11 protein-coding genes are annotated in these 16,294 nt (G+C 61.7%); 4 read left to right on the top strand and 7 right to left on the bottom strand.

Annotated features, from left to right (window positions below; all coding sequences use genetic code 11):
* Both C7453_RS09505 and C7453_RS09500 read right to left on the bottom strand, forming a co-directional pair.
* Complete coding sequence (locus C7453_RS09505) at positions 1 to 1,176, bottom strand: efflux RND transporter periplasmic adaptor subunit (RefSeq protein WP_114727298.1); 1,176 nt, start codon at positions 1,174 to 1,176, stop codon at positions 1 to 3.
* A complete protein-coding gene (locus tag C7453_RS09500; protein ID WP_114727297.1) occupies positions 1,169 to 4,354 on the bottom strand; it encodes an efflux RND transporter permease subunit in 3,186 nt (1,061 codons plus the stop codon). Before C7453_RS09500 ends, C7453_RS09505 begins: the two co-directional genes overlap by 8 nt.
* Positions 4,355 to 4,808: 454 nt before the next feature.
* Between C7453_RS09500 and C7453_RS09495 the strand changes: the two genes are divergently transcribed.
* On the top strand, positions 4,809 to 5,729 hold the full coding sequence (locus C7453_RS09495; RefSeq protein ID WP_114727296.1) for an AraC family transcriptional regulator: 921 nt from the start codon (positions 4,809 to 4,811) through the stop codon (positions 5,727 to 5,729).
* 65 nt (positions 5,730 to 5,794) lie between these two features.
* On the opposite strand, the gene C7453_RS09490 is transcribed toward C7453_RS09495, so the two are convergent.
* Positions 5,795 to 8,338 (bottom strand): TonB-dependent receptor, encoded by a 2,544-nt coding sequence (locus C7453_RS09490; protein ID WP_170143178.1) that lies wholly within the window; start codon positions 8,336 to 8,338, stop codon positions 5,795 to 5,797.
* A 481-nt stretch (positions 8,339 to 8,819) separates the two neighbouring features.
* On the opposite strand from C7453_RS09490, the gene C7453_RS09485 reads away from it, so the two are divergent.
* Positions 8,820 to 10,103, top strand: a complete 1,284-nt coding sequence (locus C7453_RS09485) for a DUF5690 family protein (RefSeq protein ID WP_114727294.1) — start codon at positions 8,820 to 8,822, stop codon at positions 10,101 to 10,103.
* Here C7453_RS09485 and C7453_RS09480 read toward each other — a convergent pair.
* Both C7453_RS09480 and C7453_RS09475 read right to left on the bottom strand, forming a co-directional pair.
* On the bottom strand, positions 10,090 to 10,827 hold the full coding sequence (locus C7453_RS09480; protein ID WP_114727293.1) for a UTRA domain-containing protein: 738 nt from the start codon (positions 10,825 to 10,827) through the stop codon (positions 10,090 to 10,092). The genes C7453_RS09485 and C7453_RS09480 overlap by 14 nt on opposite strands.
* A gap of 69 nt (positions 10,828 to 10,896) precedes the next feature.
* Positions 10,897 to 13,047, bottom strand: coding sequence for a phosphocholine-specific phospholipase C (locus C7453_RS09475; protein ID WP_114727292.1), 2,151 nt, complete (start codon positions 13,045 to 13,047; stop codon positions 10,897 to 10,899).
* Between the two features lie 91 nt (positions 13,048 to 13,138).
* Between C7453_RS09475 and C7453_RS09470 the strand changes: the two genes are divergently transcribed.
* Complete coding sequence (locus C7453_RS09470; RefSeq protein ID WP_114727291.1) at positions 13,139 to 13,702, top strand: HD domain-containing protein; 564 nt, start codon at positions 13,139 to 13,141, stop codon at positions 13,700 to 13,702.
* Between the two features lie 249 nt (positions 13,703 to 13,951).
* On the opposite strand, the gene yghU is transcribed toward C7453_RS09470, so the two are convergent.
* Positions 13,952 to 14,821: a glutathione-dependent disulfide-bond oxidoreductase gene (gene yghU / locus C7453_RS09465; RefSeq protein WP_114727290.1), complete on the bottom strand. Its 870-nt coding sequence runs from the start codon at positions 14,819 to 14,821 to the stop codon at positions 13,952 to 13,954.
* 15 nt (positions 14,822 to 14,836) lie between these two features.
* Complete coding sequence (locus tag C7453_RS09460; RefSeq protein ID WP_114727289.1) at positions 14,837 to 15,541, bottom strand: glutathione S-transferase family protein; 705 nt, start codon at positions 15,539 to 15,541, stop codon at positions 14,837 to 14,839.
* 116 nt (positions 15,542 to 15,657) lie between these two features.
* Here C7453_RS09460 and C7453_RS09455 point away from each other — a divergent pair, with 116 nt between their 5' ends.
* Positions 15,658 to 16,293 (top strand): TetR/AcrR family transcriptional regulator, encoded by a 636-nt coding sequence (locus C7453_RS09455; protein ID WP_114727288.1) that lies wholly within the window; start codon positions 15,658 to 15,660, stop codon positions 16,291 to 16,293.
* The last annotated feature ends 1 nt before the right edge of the window (position 16,294 follow it).

Raw genomic sequence — 16,294 nt, 5'->3', positions numbered from 1 at the left:
TCAGGCTCCCTTTGTCTCGGTATCGCGGTGGGGGGCGACGGTGCTGCCGTCATGCAGCCCGGAGGGTGGGTGGACGATGAGTTGGCTGCCGTCGGGGAGATTGTCGAGGATCTCGATCCGGTCGCCGTAATCGCGCCCGACCGTGACGTGTCGCACCGTCACGCGGTTGTCGGGCGAGACGGTTTCGACCGACAGTCCATCGGCTTCGTAATTCAGGGCTTCGGCGGGGACCAGCGTGACCCCGTGCGTGCGCGGCAGGTCGAAATGCACGGTGGCGTAGACGCCGGATGCCAGTTGCCCACCCGGATTATCCAGTTCGATTTCGACGGGCAGCATGCGGCTGTCGCGTTCCAGCGCATGGCCGGTTCGTGTGACGGTACCATTGAAACGGTGGTCGGGACGCGCGGGTAGCGAGAGTGCGGCCGGTGTGCCGACCGTGATGCCGGTGGCCTGGTCCTGGGGGACATGGACCCGCACACGCAGCCGGTCGGTGCGGGCGACCACGAACAGCGGTGCCGCCTGGACATTGTCGGCATCGACCAGGTCGCCGGCCTCGATCGTGCGGGCGGTTACCACGCCGTCGAAGGGCGCGGTGATGGTCGTGTAGGCCTGGCGCTGGGCAATGTCGGCCAGCGAGGCGCGTGCGGCCTCCTGTTCGGCCAGCCTTGCCTGCTGGGTGATGCGGTCGACGTCGAAATTCTGCTGGCTGACGGCGCCGCCGCCGACCAGTCCCGCCGAGCGCCGCGCCGTGACGCGCGCCAGATCGAGGTCGGCCTGGGCCTGGGCCAGTGCCGCCTGGGCCCGGGCGACCTGCCGGTCCAGTTCCGGGGCGCGGATCAGGGCCAGGACCTGTCCGGCCTTGACCGGGGTGCCGATATCCACGAACCGTTTTTCGATGTAGCCCGAAGCCCTGGCACCGATCGCCGCCGTTTCCAGCGGGGCGGTTTCGCCCGGCAGGTCCAGCGCCACCGGCGTCGTATCGGTGTGGACGCGCATCGTGAGCACTTCGGGGACCTGGTTGCGGCGGGTATCGGCCAGCGCCCGGACGGCGCGGGCGTGCTCGACATGCGTGACCGCGCCGTATGCCAGCAGGGCGGCCAGGCCCAGGCCGATCGCGGTGCCTGTCGTGCGGCCGGTGCGCGATGGCGGGGTGGCGGGGGAAGAGATGTCAGACATCGCGATAATCCTCGAGAAGGCGGCTCTCGCGCCGGCGCAGGCGGCTGTAGAGCCAGGGCACCACGAACAGCGTGGCGCAGGTTCCGACCATCAGGCCGCCGATCACGGCGCGGCCCAGTGGCGCGTTCTGTTCACCGCCATCGCCCAGCCCCAGCGACATCGGCAGCATGCCGATCACCATGGCCAGGGAGGTCATCAGGATCGGGCGCAGGCGGGCTTGCCCGGCGGCGATGGCGGCCTCGGCTGCCGAATGTCCGTCGGCGCGGCGTTCCTTGGCGAAGGTGACGAGCAGGATCGAATTGGCGCTGGCGACGCCGACGCTCATGATCGCGCCCATCAGGGAGGGGACGGAGAAGGTCGTGCCGGTGACGAACAGCATGAACACGATGCCGCACATCGCGCCCGGCAGGCCCAGCACCACCACGAACGGGTCCATGAAGGACTGGAAGTTGACGACCATCAGCAGGTAGACGGCCAATGCCGCGACCAGCAGCCCGATACCCAGCCGGGTGAAGGCCGAGCGCATGCTGTCGATCTGGCCCTGCACCGTGATGGTGTTGCCGGGTGACAACTGGCCGCGATGGCGGGCGACGATCTGGTCGATGGCGCGCGCGATGCCACCCAGGTCGCGTCCTTCGACGCTGGCGTCGATATCGAGAACCGGCTGGATATTGCTATGTGAAATCACGTTCTGCGCCATGCCGCGGGAGATCGTGGCGACGTTGCTGAGCAGGGAGGGCGTACCGGTTGCGCCGCGGGCGGGCGATATCACGGTGTTCAGCAGGTCACCCATCCCGTTGACGCGATATTGCGGCGTCTGCACGGCCAGCGGGTACTGGATGCCGGTGGCGGGATCGACCCAGAAATTGGGTGTGACGGTATTGGACGAGGCCATCGAGACCATGACGTTGCGTGCGACGTCGTTCAGCGTCAGCCCCAGATCCTGGGCCCTTACCCTGTCGATGGCGATCAGCAGTTCGGGGGCTGCGATCTGCTGGTGCAGGTGTACGTCCACCAGTCCGGGGATCTGCGCGGCCTCGTGCAGGATGTCGCGCATCACCTTGCGATTGTTGGCCTGGTCGTAGCCGGCGATGCGGATATCGACCTGGGCCGGGATGCCGAAATTCAGGATCTGGGTGACGATGTCCGCCGGCTGGAAATAGAACACGCAGTCGGGGAAGCGCCGGGCCAGTTCGGTGCGCAGCGTGCGGATATAATCGGCGGTGGGGCGGTGATGCTCCTTCAGCGCCACCATGATCTGCCCGTCATTGGGGCCAATCGTGGTGCCGTCGTCGAACGGCATGCTGTAGCGGAATGGAATGCCGATATTGTCCAGAATCAGGTCGCGCTCGCTATCCGGTACGATCTGGCGGATCGTGTCTTCGACGCGATCGAAGATCTTCTCGGTGCTTTCGATCCGCGTGCCGGCGGGGGTACGGACATGCAGGCGGAATTCGCCCGCATCGATGGCGGGAAAGAAATCCTGGCCGACCTGGGTGGCCACGAGGCCCGCGGCCAGCAGCATGATGCCTGCCAGTGCGGGTACCTTCCAGGAACTGGCGATCAGCCGGTGCAGCAGGGCGACATAGCGGTCGCGCAGACGTTCGAAATGGTGGTCGAACCTTTGCCCGAAGCGGGCGATGCGGCCAGGTGGCAGGCCGGCATCCCGCCGCCGTCTGGCCTGTTCTTCTTCCGCCCCCAGCAGCAGGGCGGCCAGGATCGGCACCAGCGTGCGGCTGATGGCGTAGGAGGCCAGCATGGCATAGACCACGGCCAGAGCCATCGGCGTGAACAGGAAGCGTGACGGGCCGGTCAGGAATTCCACCGAGACGAACACGCAGGAAATCGCCAGCGTGGAGACCAGGGTGGGCAGCGCGATGCCGGCGGCGCCGTCCAGGACGGCGCGCCGAAGTTCGGCGCCGTCGTGACGGATGCGGTGGATGTTCTCGATCGTGACCGTGGCGTCGTCGACGAGGATGCCGACAGCCAGGGCCAGGCCGCCCAATGTCATCAGGTTCAGGGTCTGGCCCGTCATCGAAAGAATGGCGATCGAGGACAGGATGGCCAGCGGGATCGAGGCCGCGACGATCAGCGTCGAGCGCCAGCTTGCCAGGAAGGCCAGGATCATCGCCGCCGTCAGCAGGCCGGCGATCACGGCTTCGGACGCCACGCCGGAGATGGCGGCCTTGACGAAGACCGATTGGTCGAACAGTTCGTCGATCTTCATGCCTGGCGGAGCCGCGGCGCGGGTGACCGGCAGCACCTTGTCGCGGATGGCGTTGACCACGTCGAGCGTCGAGGCGTTGCCGGCCTTCATGATCGACAGCAGCACCGAGCGTTGCCCTTCGCGGCGCACGACATTCTGCTGGACCGCCGTACCGTCGCGAACCTGCGCCACGTCGGCGATCCGCACGATGGCGCCGGTTTTCGGGTCGCGTTTCAGCGGCACCTGGTTCAGTCGGGCGGCCACATCGGGCATGCCGTTCATGCGCAGGTCATATTGGGTGGGGCCGAACTTCGTCGTGCCGGCCGGCAGGGTCAGGTTCTGTACGTTGATGGCGTTGGATACGTCCAGCGGCGTCAGCCCCAGGCCTGCCAGCCTTGTGCTGTCGATATCCACCATGACCTGACGGATCTTGCCGCCATAGGGAGGCGGCAGCATGGTGCCCGGAATGGGGGCGAGTTGCTGGCGTACGCGATAGACGCCGTAATCGTACAGTTCGCTCTCCGTCAGCCTGTCGGACGACAGGGAGAGTTGCAGCACGGGCACGGACGAGGCGCTGTATTGCATGATGATGGGCGGTTGTACGCCGGGTGGCAGGAAGGCGCGGATCGAGTTCGTGGCCGAGACGGTCTGCGCCACCGCCAGGTCGACATTCACGCCCGGCTGGAAATAGAGTTTCTGAAGAACCAGGCCGGGGGTGGTCTGGCTTTCGATGGTGCGCAGGTTGTTGACGAAGAAGCTCTCGGAAAATTCCGTATAGGTGCTGAGGCGTTTTTCCGTTTCCGCCGCGTCCAGCCCGTCATAGTACCAGACGACCGTCACCACCGGGATATCGATGGCGGGAAAGACGTCGGTTGGCGTACGAAAGAGTGCCGTGACCCCCATGAGCAGGATCAGGACGCCGGTGACGAGGAACGTATATGGCCGTCGGAGCGCGAATGCGACGATACCCATGGGTCTCTCTATGTGATGGAAGGAGGAGCGACGGTTGCGCTCCGAGGGGTGCCGGGTGGGCCGTCCGCGACGATGGCGTCATGTCGACACCAGACCGATGTGAAGGGCTCCCGGCGCCGGTATGCGGGGATCATGCAACCGATGACCGATAGGGCGGTAGAGCGATCCGCGCGCTTTATTGCATGATCCTATCTGGCTGGGGTGCCGGTACGGAAAGCGTGAAGTGTGTATGGGCGTTATCTGTTTGTATATAATAAAGAAAATTGAGATTTTTTGTGGTGTAAAATTTCATGATAATACGATCCGACCATATGATTGCACGATCCGCGCAAGGGGGATGAATGTCTTCGGTGATCGGATCGGATATGCGCTATGGGGTTGTGGGGAAAGTTGACGGCTTACCGGCTACCGCATTTTCGGTCAGGTTCCGAGGTCGATGCTGGAAGGAGGGGTGATGCAGGATCTGCTTGATCGTCTGCGCGATGCGATCGAACGGCATTGTGTAAAGCCGAGCACGAACACGGTTCTGCCGGGTCTTCTGCTGTTTCGGGCCGAGGCGCCGACGACGCCGATGGATCTGGTCTATGAACCCCGCTTCTGTGTGATCGTGCAGGGCAGCAAGCAGGTCATGCTATGCGACCAGACATTCGATTATGATGCCAGCAAATATCTGGTGACGGCGGTCGATCTGCCGGTGACCAGTCACATCGCCCATGCGAGCGTGGACGAGCCTTATCTGGCGTTATGCCTGACGCTGGACCCGGTGCAGATTGCCGATGTGCTGCTGGAGATGCCACAGGGTCAGGACGGAGGGGCATTGCATTGCTCGCGCTGCATGGTCGTCAGCGACCTGACGCGGCATATCCTCGACCCGGTCACTCGTTTGGTGGGGTTGCTGGACGAGCCGGGCGACATTGCGTTTCTGCGGCGCTCGATCGTGCGGGAACTGCTTTATCGCCTGCTGCAAGGGCCGCAGGGGGGTGTGCTGCGGCAGATCGCCACTGCCGGGAGCAATCTGTCCCATCTGAACCGGGCGATCGCTTGGATCCGCGAGCATTATGCGGAAGCATTCGATATTGCGGAGGTGGCGCGACTGGCGGGCATGAGTCCGTCTTCTTTCCATCGCCACTTCCGGGCCGCGACCATGATGAGTCCGCTGCAATACCGGACCCGGCTGCGCCTGCAGGAGGCACGGCGGCAATTGATGAGTGGCGGCGTGGATGCCGCCGAGGCGGGTTTTGCGGTGGGATATGACAGCCCGTCGCAGTTCAGCCGGGAATATCGGCGCATGTTCGGCAGCCCGCCGGCGCGGGATGCGCAGCGTATCCGGGCGGAAAACGCGGTGAACATGCGCGAGCTTGAACTTGTGGAATGACGTGGTGAGTTGGCTCTCCCCCTTTCGGAAACGAAAGGGGGAGGGGGGATCAGGTGGTCGGGAGATTACAGCGCGTAGTCGAGATGCCAGAGGAAGGTGCGGCCGAATTCGATATAATCTTTCTGGTACTGGACGGCTTCGCCTCGTGTTGTGAAATAGGCCCAGTCGTTGAGCAGATTGTTGCCGTCGAAGGCGACCTGGAGGTTGCGGGTGATATTGTAGCCGACATGCAGGCTCAGGTTTCTGTTGTGCTGGACCCATTTGTCGATCTGGTTGGCGCGCAACTGCTCGATATATTTGCCGCGATAGGAGAGGGACAGCCGGGCGTCGAGGCCGTATTTCCGGTAATTCAGCGACATGTTGTAGAGGAGATTCGGCGCGTAGACGAGCGGCGTGTTCTCGGTGCGCCAGGATTGCCCGCTATTGGCGCTGCTACGCTGGAAGGTGACGTTGCCGGAGACGCCGAAGCCGTCGAGGAAGTAAAGCGGCGATGAATGGGGGATCAGCCCGAGCAGCGTCCGCGAGGCTGTGAATTCGACGCCATAGAGGCTGGCATTCTTGCCGTTTTGAGGCTGGGTGACGTCGATGCTGCCGACTTCGTTGGTGGCGGGGACGGAGTCTCCATTCGTGAAGATGAAATTGCGAAGTTTTTTGTAATATCCCGCGACGGATATCATGCTGTTGGCGTCCATGTAATAGTCGCCCGACAGGTCGAAATTGAGGGATCTGGCTGCCTTGAGGTTGGGGTTGCCCTGAGAGATCGCGATGATATTTCCAGTGCCGGGATTGCGGGTGACGGTCTGCGAGCCGGAGAGATAACCGTATTCCGGTGCCGAATATCCGGTCCAGATTGCACCGCGGAACAGCAGGTTACGGGTGACGGGCAGGTTGGCTGTGATGCTGGGCAGGAAGACGCCATAACCTCTGTATGAGGAGGCGGGGCTGAGTATACCGGAATCGTTGTTGAAGAAGGCACTTTCCGTATTGCGCCGCTCGTAGCGCAGGCCGCCGATCAGGGACAGTTTTCCGAGGGTGATATCGGTCATGATGTAACCGGCGAATACACGCTCGGTCGTGTTCGTGTCGTTGCCATACATGCTGGCTGCGTCGGTGCCGGCGCCGGGTGTGGCCTGCATGGCGGAACGGATGGCGCTGATGACGGCCTCCCGCGAGTAGATGGGGCCGTAATAATAATGGTTGTGCAGGATTTCGTTGACGGTGCGGCCGAGCAGACCGGACTGGGCGAGGTTGAGGCCATCCAGCGACGTTCCTGAGAAATCGCCCTGCCAGAGCAGATGATCGTAATAGCTGCGGGTCGAGTTTCTGAACTGAAAACCGCCTTTGAAGTATCTGATGATATCGTTGACGTCGTATTTGATGTCCAGATTGGTGGAAACGACTGTGTTCGTCGTTGCACTGCGCTCCAGCGACGCGCCATCCAGTTGGAGAAGGGCGGGATTGTATTGTACGGAGTTGGCGAAGGGGCTGGCCGTGACGGTTGGAAAGCGGGGGTCGATGTGGCTCCAGCTTATGCCTTCGTCGAATGTCTTGTCATATTCGGTGGAATATTTGTTCGGAGTCGAATCCTGGCCGCGGCTGACGCTGGCATTGAAGGACAGATGGAACCGGCCTTTGTCCAGCTTTCCACCGCCCTGGAGATTGGCCAGATACTGGTTGTCGTCAGCGACCTGAAATTCGCGGCCGAAGAGGAACTGGCTGGGAGACCAGATTCCGGAGGCATTATAGTAATTGCCGGTATTGTTATATTCGGTCGTATCGAGGTCGCCTTTGACCTGAAGCCGCGCATATTGGCCGTGCAGATAAGCCGACCAGATATCCTCGTGATAATCGACGGCAAAGGAGCCGCCGACCCGTTCCTGTCGGGTCCGGCGATAGGCGAGGTCGATGCCTGGAAGTTGCAGGCTGTTGAAATCGACGTGGCTGGTGGTATCGGGAGCTTTATAATAAGGGCGATATTCGCCGTCATTTTCGATTTCCTGACCCAGCGTCTGGTCGACGACGTAGTAGCCGGACAGGTAGACGCCCAGCCTGTCATTGAGGAATCTGCGTGCGCCGTCTACCTGGATCTGTCCGCCGAACGAAGACTGGTTCTGTGACATCGCGCTGTCATTATAGCCTGCGGCGGAATAGACCCGCAGCATCTGCGGTTTCTTGAAATCAAAGGCGGTCGGCGTTCTGAAGTCGATCGAGCCGGCGATGGCGTCGCCCATCATGTCTGGTGTCTGTGTCTTGGAGACCGTGACGCCTGCCATGCCGTATGGTTGCAGCAGGTTGAGAGAGACGTCGCGGCTTTCGGCGTTCGTGCTGGCGACTTTTGCGCCGTTGATCATGAAGTTGTTGTAAGTGCCGGCCAAGCCACGGATGGTCACGTACTGGCCCTGGCCGGTCGTCTGATTCACGATCGCACTGACGCCCGGGATCTTCGTCAGGGAGTCCGCGATGGAACTGGTCGTGGAACTGCGCAGGTCTTCGGCCGACAGGCTGTCGCTGATCCCCGTCATCAGGCGTTTTTGCTGGATGGCCGTCTTGTCGGGGGTCGCGGCTGTGACGATGATCGACTCGGCCGCCGTCGTATGTGGGACGGACACGTCTTTCTCTGCCCGAGGATGAGAGATTTTCTTTTTATTTTCGGCGGTTTGCCTGTCGGTGTCGCTCGTGGGTACCGCATCCGCGGCAAAGGCGTGACGATCGGCGAGTGCGAGCGGACTGATGAGTGTCGTGGTCAGCAGAAGGAGCGCCAGACGGCTCTGATTGCGCGGGGCAGCGGCGCGCTGCCGTATGACGGAGTGGTCGATCGGAGAGGGCATCGTGGGCTCCCGGTTGGCCATGTAAAACGTAATTGGTCCATACCAAAATGAGTTTGATGCGTATTGTTAAGAATCAGTGACGCGGGAGGGAAATCGCATTCTCTCTTTGATAATACATTTAAAATCTCTTTTGTACTCTATGTGTGGTGAGGGTGTCGGCAGCCGGATATGTCTTTATTTGTCAATCGGTCTGTCACATAACCTTCATTCGGCATTGGCGGTGTCAGGTTATAGATTTGTGGTATATACCAAATGGTGATGAATGAAGCCGAAACTTGCCTCGCGCCTGTCCCGTCCCGCCATCACGGCGGTTGGTGGCATTGCTGGATTTACCGCCTATTTTTCGATGTACGCCTTTCGAAAGCCTGTCGCGGCCGACATTTTTTCCGGGGTTGCGCCATTTCTTGACGGGCTGGATTACAAATCGGCCGTTATTATCATGCAGATTGCAGGCTATGCGCTTTCCAAGCTGATCGGCATCAGGGTTGTTGCCCAGTTCGGGCGGCAGGGGCGGGGGTATGCGATCATTGGCCTGGTATCCATCGCCTGGGTGGCGCTGATTCTCTTTGCCCTGGCGCCGGCGCCCTGGAATGCGGTGTTCTTTCTGCTGAACGGATTGCCGCTCGGCATGATATGGGGTCTGGTCTTCAGTTATCTGGAAGGCAGGCGGGAATCCGATATTCTGGGTGCGATCCTGTGTGCGAGTTTCATCTTTTCTTCCGGTGTCATGAAATCGGTGGGGGAGGTGATGTTGCAGGCTGGTGTCAGCGTCTGGTGGATGCCGGCGGCCGTGGGGGGCGTGTTCTTCCCGCTTCTGCTGATTTCGGTCTGGGCACTGGAAATCCTACCGCCGCCGGATCGGCAGGATGAAGCGGAACGGATGCCGCGTGTGCCGATGTTTCGGGCGGAGCGCATGGCGATGCTGCGGGCGAACTGGACGATGATTTTCCCGCTTGTCGTCGGATATGTGATGTTGACTGCAATCCGCGATTTTCGGGATAATTTTGCTCCTGAGCTATGGCATGCGGCCGGATATCGGGATGTTGCCGCCCTTTTTACGGAAAGTGAGGCACCGGTGGCCATCGGTGTGCTGGTGGTGCTGGCAGCGCTGAACAGGGTGCGAAACAATCTGGCGGCATTACAGACGATGCAGGCCCTGATCATTCTCGGTGCCGTACTGCTGGCGGGGGCGACCTTGGCGTTCCGGTGCGGTGTCATCTCGGGTCTGGTCTGGATGATTCTGTCCGGGATGGGGCTCTATCTGGCCTATACGCCGTTCAATGCCATGTTGTTCGACAGGATGATTGCCGCGATCGGCAAGCCCGGCAATTCGGGCTTTCTGATTTACGTTGCGGATGCCGCCGGATATTGCGGCAGCGTGGCGGTTATCGTCCTGCGCAATGTCTGCGGGGCGAAGGAAAACTGGCTGTCGTTCTATGTCGATTTTGCCTATGTCACAGCAGCGATCGTGACGGGGTTTGGCCTGGTGTCGCTGTTTGTCGCGCATCGACGTCTGGGGGGCAGGGCGCGGGTTATGCGACCGTGAGATCTACCTCGATGCGGATGGCGTTGGCGCACCAATATTCCTGATCGTATTCTATGACACGCCCGCGTGCGTCATAGCTGGTGCGGATGACGAGAAGCCCCGGCGTGCCGGACTTGACGCCAAGACATTCCGCCGTATGGCGCACGAGGGCGCAGGCGCGCATTTCGACGTGGTTGCGTGTGACCGCCAGCCCATAGACCTCGCGCAGGACGCTGCTGAGCGACCCGTTGAGGTTGTGTCGGGCCAGACCGGGCGCCAGGGCCGGGTTGATCGTGATTTCTTCTACCAGAACCGGCCGTTCGTCGATGCTGCGTCGTCGTTCCACCCGATACAGGGGGTTACGGACGCCCTTGCCGAAAATATCGAGCACGGCGGGGGGCTGTTTTTCCGTCTTGACCTGTAGGGTTTCGGTGGCTGGCACGCGACCCTGTTCCGCCACATAGGTCATGAAACCCGACCAGCGGGTGGGATCGTATGTGACGGGTTTGGGCGAGACGTACCATCCGCTGCGGTCCTTGCGGTAGATCAGGCCTTCGGCTTCCAACTGTGACAGCGCCTCGCGGATGGTGCCGCGGGCGCTGCCGGTCAGTTCCTGGAACTTGCGTTCGGATGGCAACCGGGCACCGGAAGCCAGGATACCGGCTTCGATTTCATCTGCGACCTGGTTGCGGAGGCGAAGATAGTGGGGTTCGACGTTGTCGTTTTCGGAACCGGACGGAGACAGGCTGCATTCTCCTGACGATGGAGCGGCGTTTGCGATGGCCGGCCAGCATCATGGATGGTGGATACAGCGTCAAGCATGATGAAGGGAAGAGGGCGGTTGTTCTGCCTCTCCATCGGATGGGACGTTTAGGGCAGGATCCGTTTTTGTGGGGCGTGCGGCGCCGTATAGCCCCATCCAGAAGGAGAGATCGACGCTGCTGCCGATTGCCAGCGCATACCAGCCATCGGTTCGTGTCAACGGAATGGTGAAGTGGCGGGTGCCGCCCGGCGGTAGTGTGGCATGGTGCGTAGCTGCTGTGCTGCTCAGGGTTTCGTCCGTCAGGCGGATCTCTTGCGGCGTGGTGTGGTGGCTGGTGACCGACAGGCGGAGGGTCTGGCCTTCTCCGGCCTCCGTCCTGACACTGACGGGTGGGCGAGAGGATGCGCCACGTTGGTGTCTGACGAAGCCATTCGGACCGCGCACGGTGAAATCATGCCCGCTGTCGCCCTGGATGCCCGCCCACAGCCGTGCATTGCAGTGATGGCTCGCGCCGACGGTGAAGGAGAGGGGCGGGTTGCGGTCGGTATTGTCATGGACGCTCAGGCAGATGCCTGCGGCTCCGGTGTTGCTGATGGTCAGGCCCAACATGCCATCGGCATCGGGTGCGGTCTGCACACTGAATTCGTAGGGCAGGGGACGGACGGGGCGTTGTCCGGCCATCTGGCGGGGTTGTTTCTGCACGGCCGGGATTGCGAAGGCGGTGCCGGCAAGGGAGCGCGCGATGCGGTCCTGGGTGTCGCGAATATGCGGGAAGGCCAGCGGCGCATGCCGGGCGGAACGCGAGAAATCGAATGCCGAGAGAAGGTCGCCGCAGACGGCGCGACGCCAGTCGCTGATATTGGGTTCCTTCACGCCGAAACACTGTTCCAGGAACCGCAGGACGGAGGTGTGGTCGAACAATTGTGAACAGACATAGCCCCCCCGGCTCCACGGACTGACGATGATGGCGGGCACACGTATGCCCAGGCCGATCGGTTGAGGGCCAGGGTGTGGGGAGCCGGGTGGGTAGTGCTTGATCTCGCCAGCGGTGGAGACGGTGCTGAGACCTTGTTCCGGCGTCAGCGGCGGCACGGGGGGCGGCATGTGGTCGAAGAAGCCGCCCGCTTCGTCATAGATCGTGATGAAGACGGTACGGGCGAAGGTCTCGGGGTGGTCGACCAGGGCTTCGATCAGTTTCGCGGTCACGAATTCGCCGCGTGCCGGGATGGCGTCGGGATGTTCGGAAAGATCTTTCGCCGTCACGATCCATGAAACCTGTGGCAACCGGCCTGCTGAGATATCGGCGCGGAAGGCATCGACAAGCTGGGTGCCGTCTGAACGGATGCGATCGGGAGCGGTTTTGTGCTCGCTGACCCATGATCGGCCGCGTGCGTACAGGCTGGAATTTGGTGCACAGGGACGGAAGGCTGGGAAGACGGAGAGGAGATTGTCGCCGAAATTATCGTATTCCTGATAAACTTTCCAGTTTATGCCGGATTCTTCCAGGCGTTCGGCGTAAGTGTGCCAGTTGTAGGCGCCGGGGCGCAGAGGCTGATCCTGCGCCATGTCGGCGCTGGGCGTTTCATCCTCGCCGTAATTGTCCATCTCCGGATCGCCGCCGACCGTGCCCCCGCCGTTGCAGCCGGAGAAGAGATGCAGGCGGTTGGGATAGGTCTGCGTCAGCGTCGAAGCATGCCAGGCGTCGCAGATCGTGAATGCATTGGCCAGATCGTGATAGAATGGAAGGTCTCCACCTGTGAAATGTAGCATTCTCTGCCGCATTTCCCGCGTGGCACCCCATTGATCGAAGCGGCCTCCGGCAAAGATCGTGAGATTTGCGAGGTGACCCTGATCGGCGCCGTCGACCGTAAAGGATCGCGTGCTTCGGCTGTCGCCGTGATAGGGCAGGACATACCCGTCCGGATGTTCCGACGACGGCTGGCGCCACACCGCATTGCCGCCCGGCAGGCGCAGGGGGTGTGGGTCGGAGAAGCCGCGGACCCCGTTGAACGCGCCGAAATAATGATCGAACGAGCGGTTTTCCTGCATGTGGATGACGACATGCTGAACGTCCTGCACCGTTCCGGTCCGATGGGCGGGGGCGACGGCAAGGGCGCGTTCGATCAGGTTGCGTGTGAAGGGGAGGCTGGCGACGGATGCGCCGGCCGCCGACAGGAAGCGGCGGCGTGACGGATCGGACATATCTTTTTCCTTGCCATGCTGCGGCGGAGAAGCCAATAAGTAGGCCGTATATCTGGTATAGTCCAGAGTGAAATCCAAGTGCCGGGTGACCATGAACATTGTCGATCGTATCTATGACCTTTTCGCCGAGTTTGGTGGACAGGATTATGGTGAGGACGTCTCGCAGCTCGACCATGCACTTCAGTGCGCCTGTCTTGCGCAACGGGAGGGAGCGCCCGATACGATTGTCGCGGCAGCGCTGCTTCATGATATCGGCCAGTTCATTGATCATGCTGGAACGCAGGCGGAAGGCTCGGGAACAGACGGGCATCATGAACATCGGGGAGGGGCGCTGCTTCAGCCTTATTTCCCGCCTTCCGTGATCGCGCCCATCGTGATGCATGTCGATGCCAAGCGGTATCTTTGCGCTCGGGAGCCCGGTTATCGCGAGGGGCTGAGTTCTGCTTCGGAACTGAGCCTGCGCTTGCAGGGGGGGCCGTTCACGCCGGACGAGGCGACGGATTTTGAGAAAAATCCTTATTTCCATGAGGCCATTCAGGTCCGTCGTTATGACGATGCCGGGAAGATGAAGGACATGGAGGTGCCGTCGCTGGAATCCTATCGTGGTCTTCTGACTGGTCTTGCCAATCCGGACACCTATGTGGCTGTGTCATGAACAGAATTCATCGATTGTTGCAGACAGGTGAGACCTGTTTGTGCTTCTTTTTGCGATAATTTACGTTTCGGTATACTTTATTAAAAAGAATCTTTTATTTGTTATTGATGCGGAAAATCGTGGGCTCATGGCGAATGCAGCCATGGGAATGTTTTCTGGAACCTTCGCGGCCATTCTGATGGTCGTGATGGGCGGCGGATGAGGGCCTGTCAGGACGCGCGCCTGTCCTGACAGGTTTTGGAGGGGCGACTATTTGGCAGGGTCGAACTTGTCTTGTGTCTTGGTCTGGAAATCGCTGGCTTCGTGGCGTTCGCGCAGTTGTTCTGACGGTTCGCCGCTCGTGCGGTTGACCATGCGGCCGCGCTGGACGGCGGGGCGTTCCAGCAGGCGGTCGGCCCAGGCTTGCAGATGTTTGTAGTCCTGCACGCTCAGGAACTCGGCTGAAGCGCCGTAGAGCCAGCCTTTGACCAGGCCGCCATACCAGGGGAAGATCGCCATGTCGGCGATGCTGTAGGTATCGCCCGCGATATAGGGGCTTTCCGCCAGTCGGCGGTCCAGCACGTCCAGTTGGCGCTTGGCCTCCATTGCGAAGCGGTCGATCGCATATTCGATCTTCTGCGGTGCGTAGGCGTAGAAATGGCCGAAGCCGCCGCCGAGATAGGGGGCGCTGCCGACCTGCCAGAACAGCCAGTTGAGGCATTCGGTGCGTCCGGCGATGTCCTTCGGCAGGAAGGCGCCGAATTTTTCGGCCAGGTAGAGCAGGATGGAGCCGGATTCGAAGATGCGGAGGGGTTGCGGTCCGCTGCGGTCGACCATGGCGGGGATCTTGGAGTTCGGGTTGACGGCGACGAAGCCGCTGCCGAACTGGTCGCCGGCACCGATATTGATCAGCCATGCGTCGTACTCGGCCCCCGCGTGACCGGCGGCCAGCAGTTCCTCCAGCATGATCGTGACCTTCACGCCGTTGGGGGTACCGAGCGAATAGAGCTGGAGCGGGTGCCGGCCGATCGGGAGCGCCTTGTCGTGCGTGGGGCCGGAGATCGGGCGATTGATGTTGGCGAACTGGCCGCCGTTTGCGCCGTTCCAGGTCCAGATCCTGGGCGGGGTGTAATCGGTCATGGTGATGCTCCGGTATCAGGGTGTGGGCGGGTAGTTGGACGGGAACAGGGCTCGGAGCGATTGTTCGTCCGTGGCCGTCTTGAAGACATGATCCTGCCCGACGGCGCGGGCGCGGGCCACCGCGGGGCGCGCGTCGATGGTCTGGAAGAAACGCTTCAGGTGCGGCCACGGAGCCAGCGGGTCATCCGTCGTGTTCATGACCCGTGCCACGCGGTCGATCCAGCCCCAGGCGGACATGTCGGCAATGGTATAATGCGTGCCGGCGAGATAGGCGCGGTCTTTCAGATGGTCGTTCAGGACCTGGTAATGACGCTCGGCCTCGCGTCGATAGCGATTGATGGCGTAAGCCTGATCCCCTGGCGCGAAATACTGGAAATGCACCGCCTGGCCGGAATAGGGACCTAGGCCGGTGGCGATGAACATCAGCCAGGACAGCAGGTCCGGCCGGTCGGCCGGGGTGCCGATAAAGCGGCCGGTCTTTTCGGCAAGATAGAGCAAAATGGCCGTGGAATCGAAAACGCGCGCCGGCTTGCCGTCCGGCCCGTCGGGATCGACGATCGCGGGGACCTTGCCGTTGGGGTTGATGGCGCGGAAGGCCGGGTCATGCTGTTCGCCCTTGCGGGTGTCGACGGGGACGACCGTGTAGGGCAGGCCGCTTTCTTCGAGGAACAGCGCGACCTTCGCGGGGTTGGGGGTGGGGTGGAAATAAAAGCGGATCATGAAGCCTCCAGTCGATCGGGGCGCATGGGAAGGGGTGTTTTAGTACGCGCGTTACAGAATGACGTGTGGCGTTGCGTATGGCAAGATGGGTCGATGACCCGTGGATGGATGTTGGAATGGCGCGTCCGAGAGAATTTGACGAAGAGGCCGTGCTGGATGGGGCGGTCGCGTGCTTCTGGCGGCAGGGGTTCGATGCGACGTCGATCCGCGATCTGGTCGGCGAGACGGGGCTGACCGCCGCCAGTCTGTATAATGCCTTTGGGGACAAGCGGTCGTTGTTTCGGCTGGCGCTGGAACGGTATATCGAAGCGGGGATCGGCCCGCGCATTGCGCGATATGAGGTCATGACGCCGCTGGAGGGCGTGCGGGGCTATCTGGAAGACGTGATGGCGCGCTCGTTGAACGACCCGGAGAACAAGGGGTGCATGGTGGTGAACGCCGCGCTGGAATTCGCGGCGCGGGATGCCGAGTTCCGGCCGGTGATCGTGGGCACGTTCGCCCGGATCGAAGCGTTCTTTCTGGACTGTATCGAACGGGGCCAGCAGGATGGCAGTATCACGCGCCTGCTGGCGGCGGCGGATCTGGCCCGGCATTGTCTAGCCGTGTTGATGGGGGTGCGCGTGCTGGTGCGGGTCCGCCCTGAGCGCGCCGTGTTGAACGGGGCGGTTGCGGCCCTGATGGCGTCGCTGGCGGCGGGGCCGGGCGAGCGAGCGGATGCCAGCCCGGTCGGTGCCATATCACGAGAGGATTGAA

This window comes from Gluconacetobacter liquefaciens (assembly GCF_003350405.1).
GTDB lineage: Bacteria > Pseudomonadota > Alphaproteobacteria > Acetobacterales > Acetobacteraceae > Gluconacetobacter > Gluconacetobacter liquefaciens.
The sequence above is the reverse complement of the archived record's forward strand: the minus strand, read 5'-3'. Positions and strand labels throughout refer to the sequence as shown.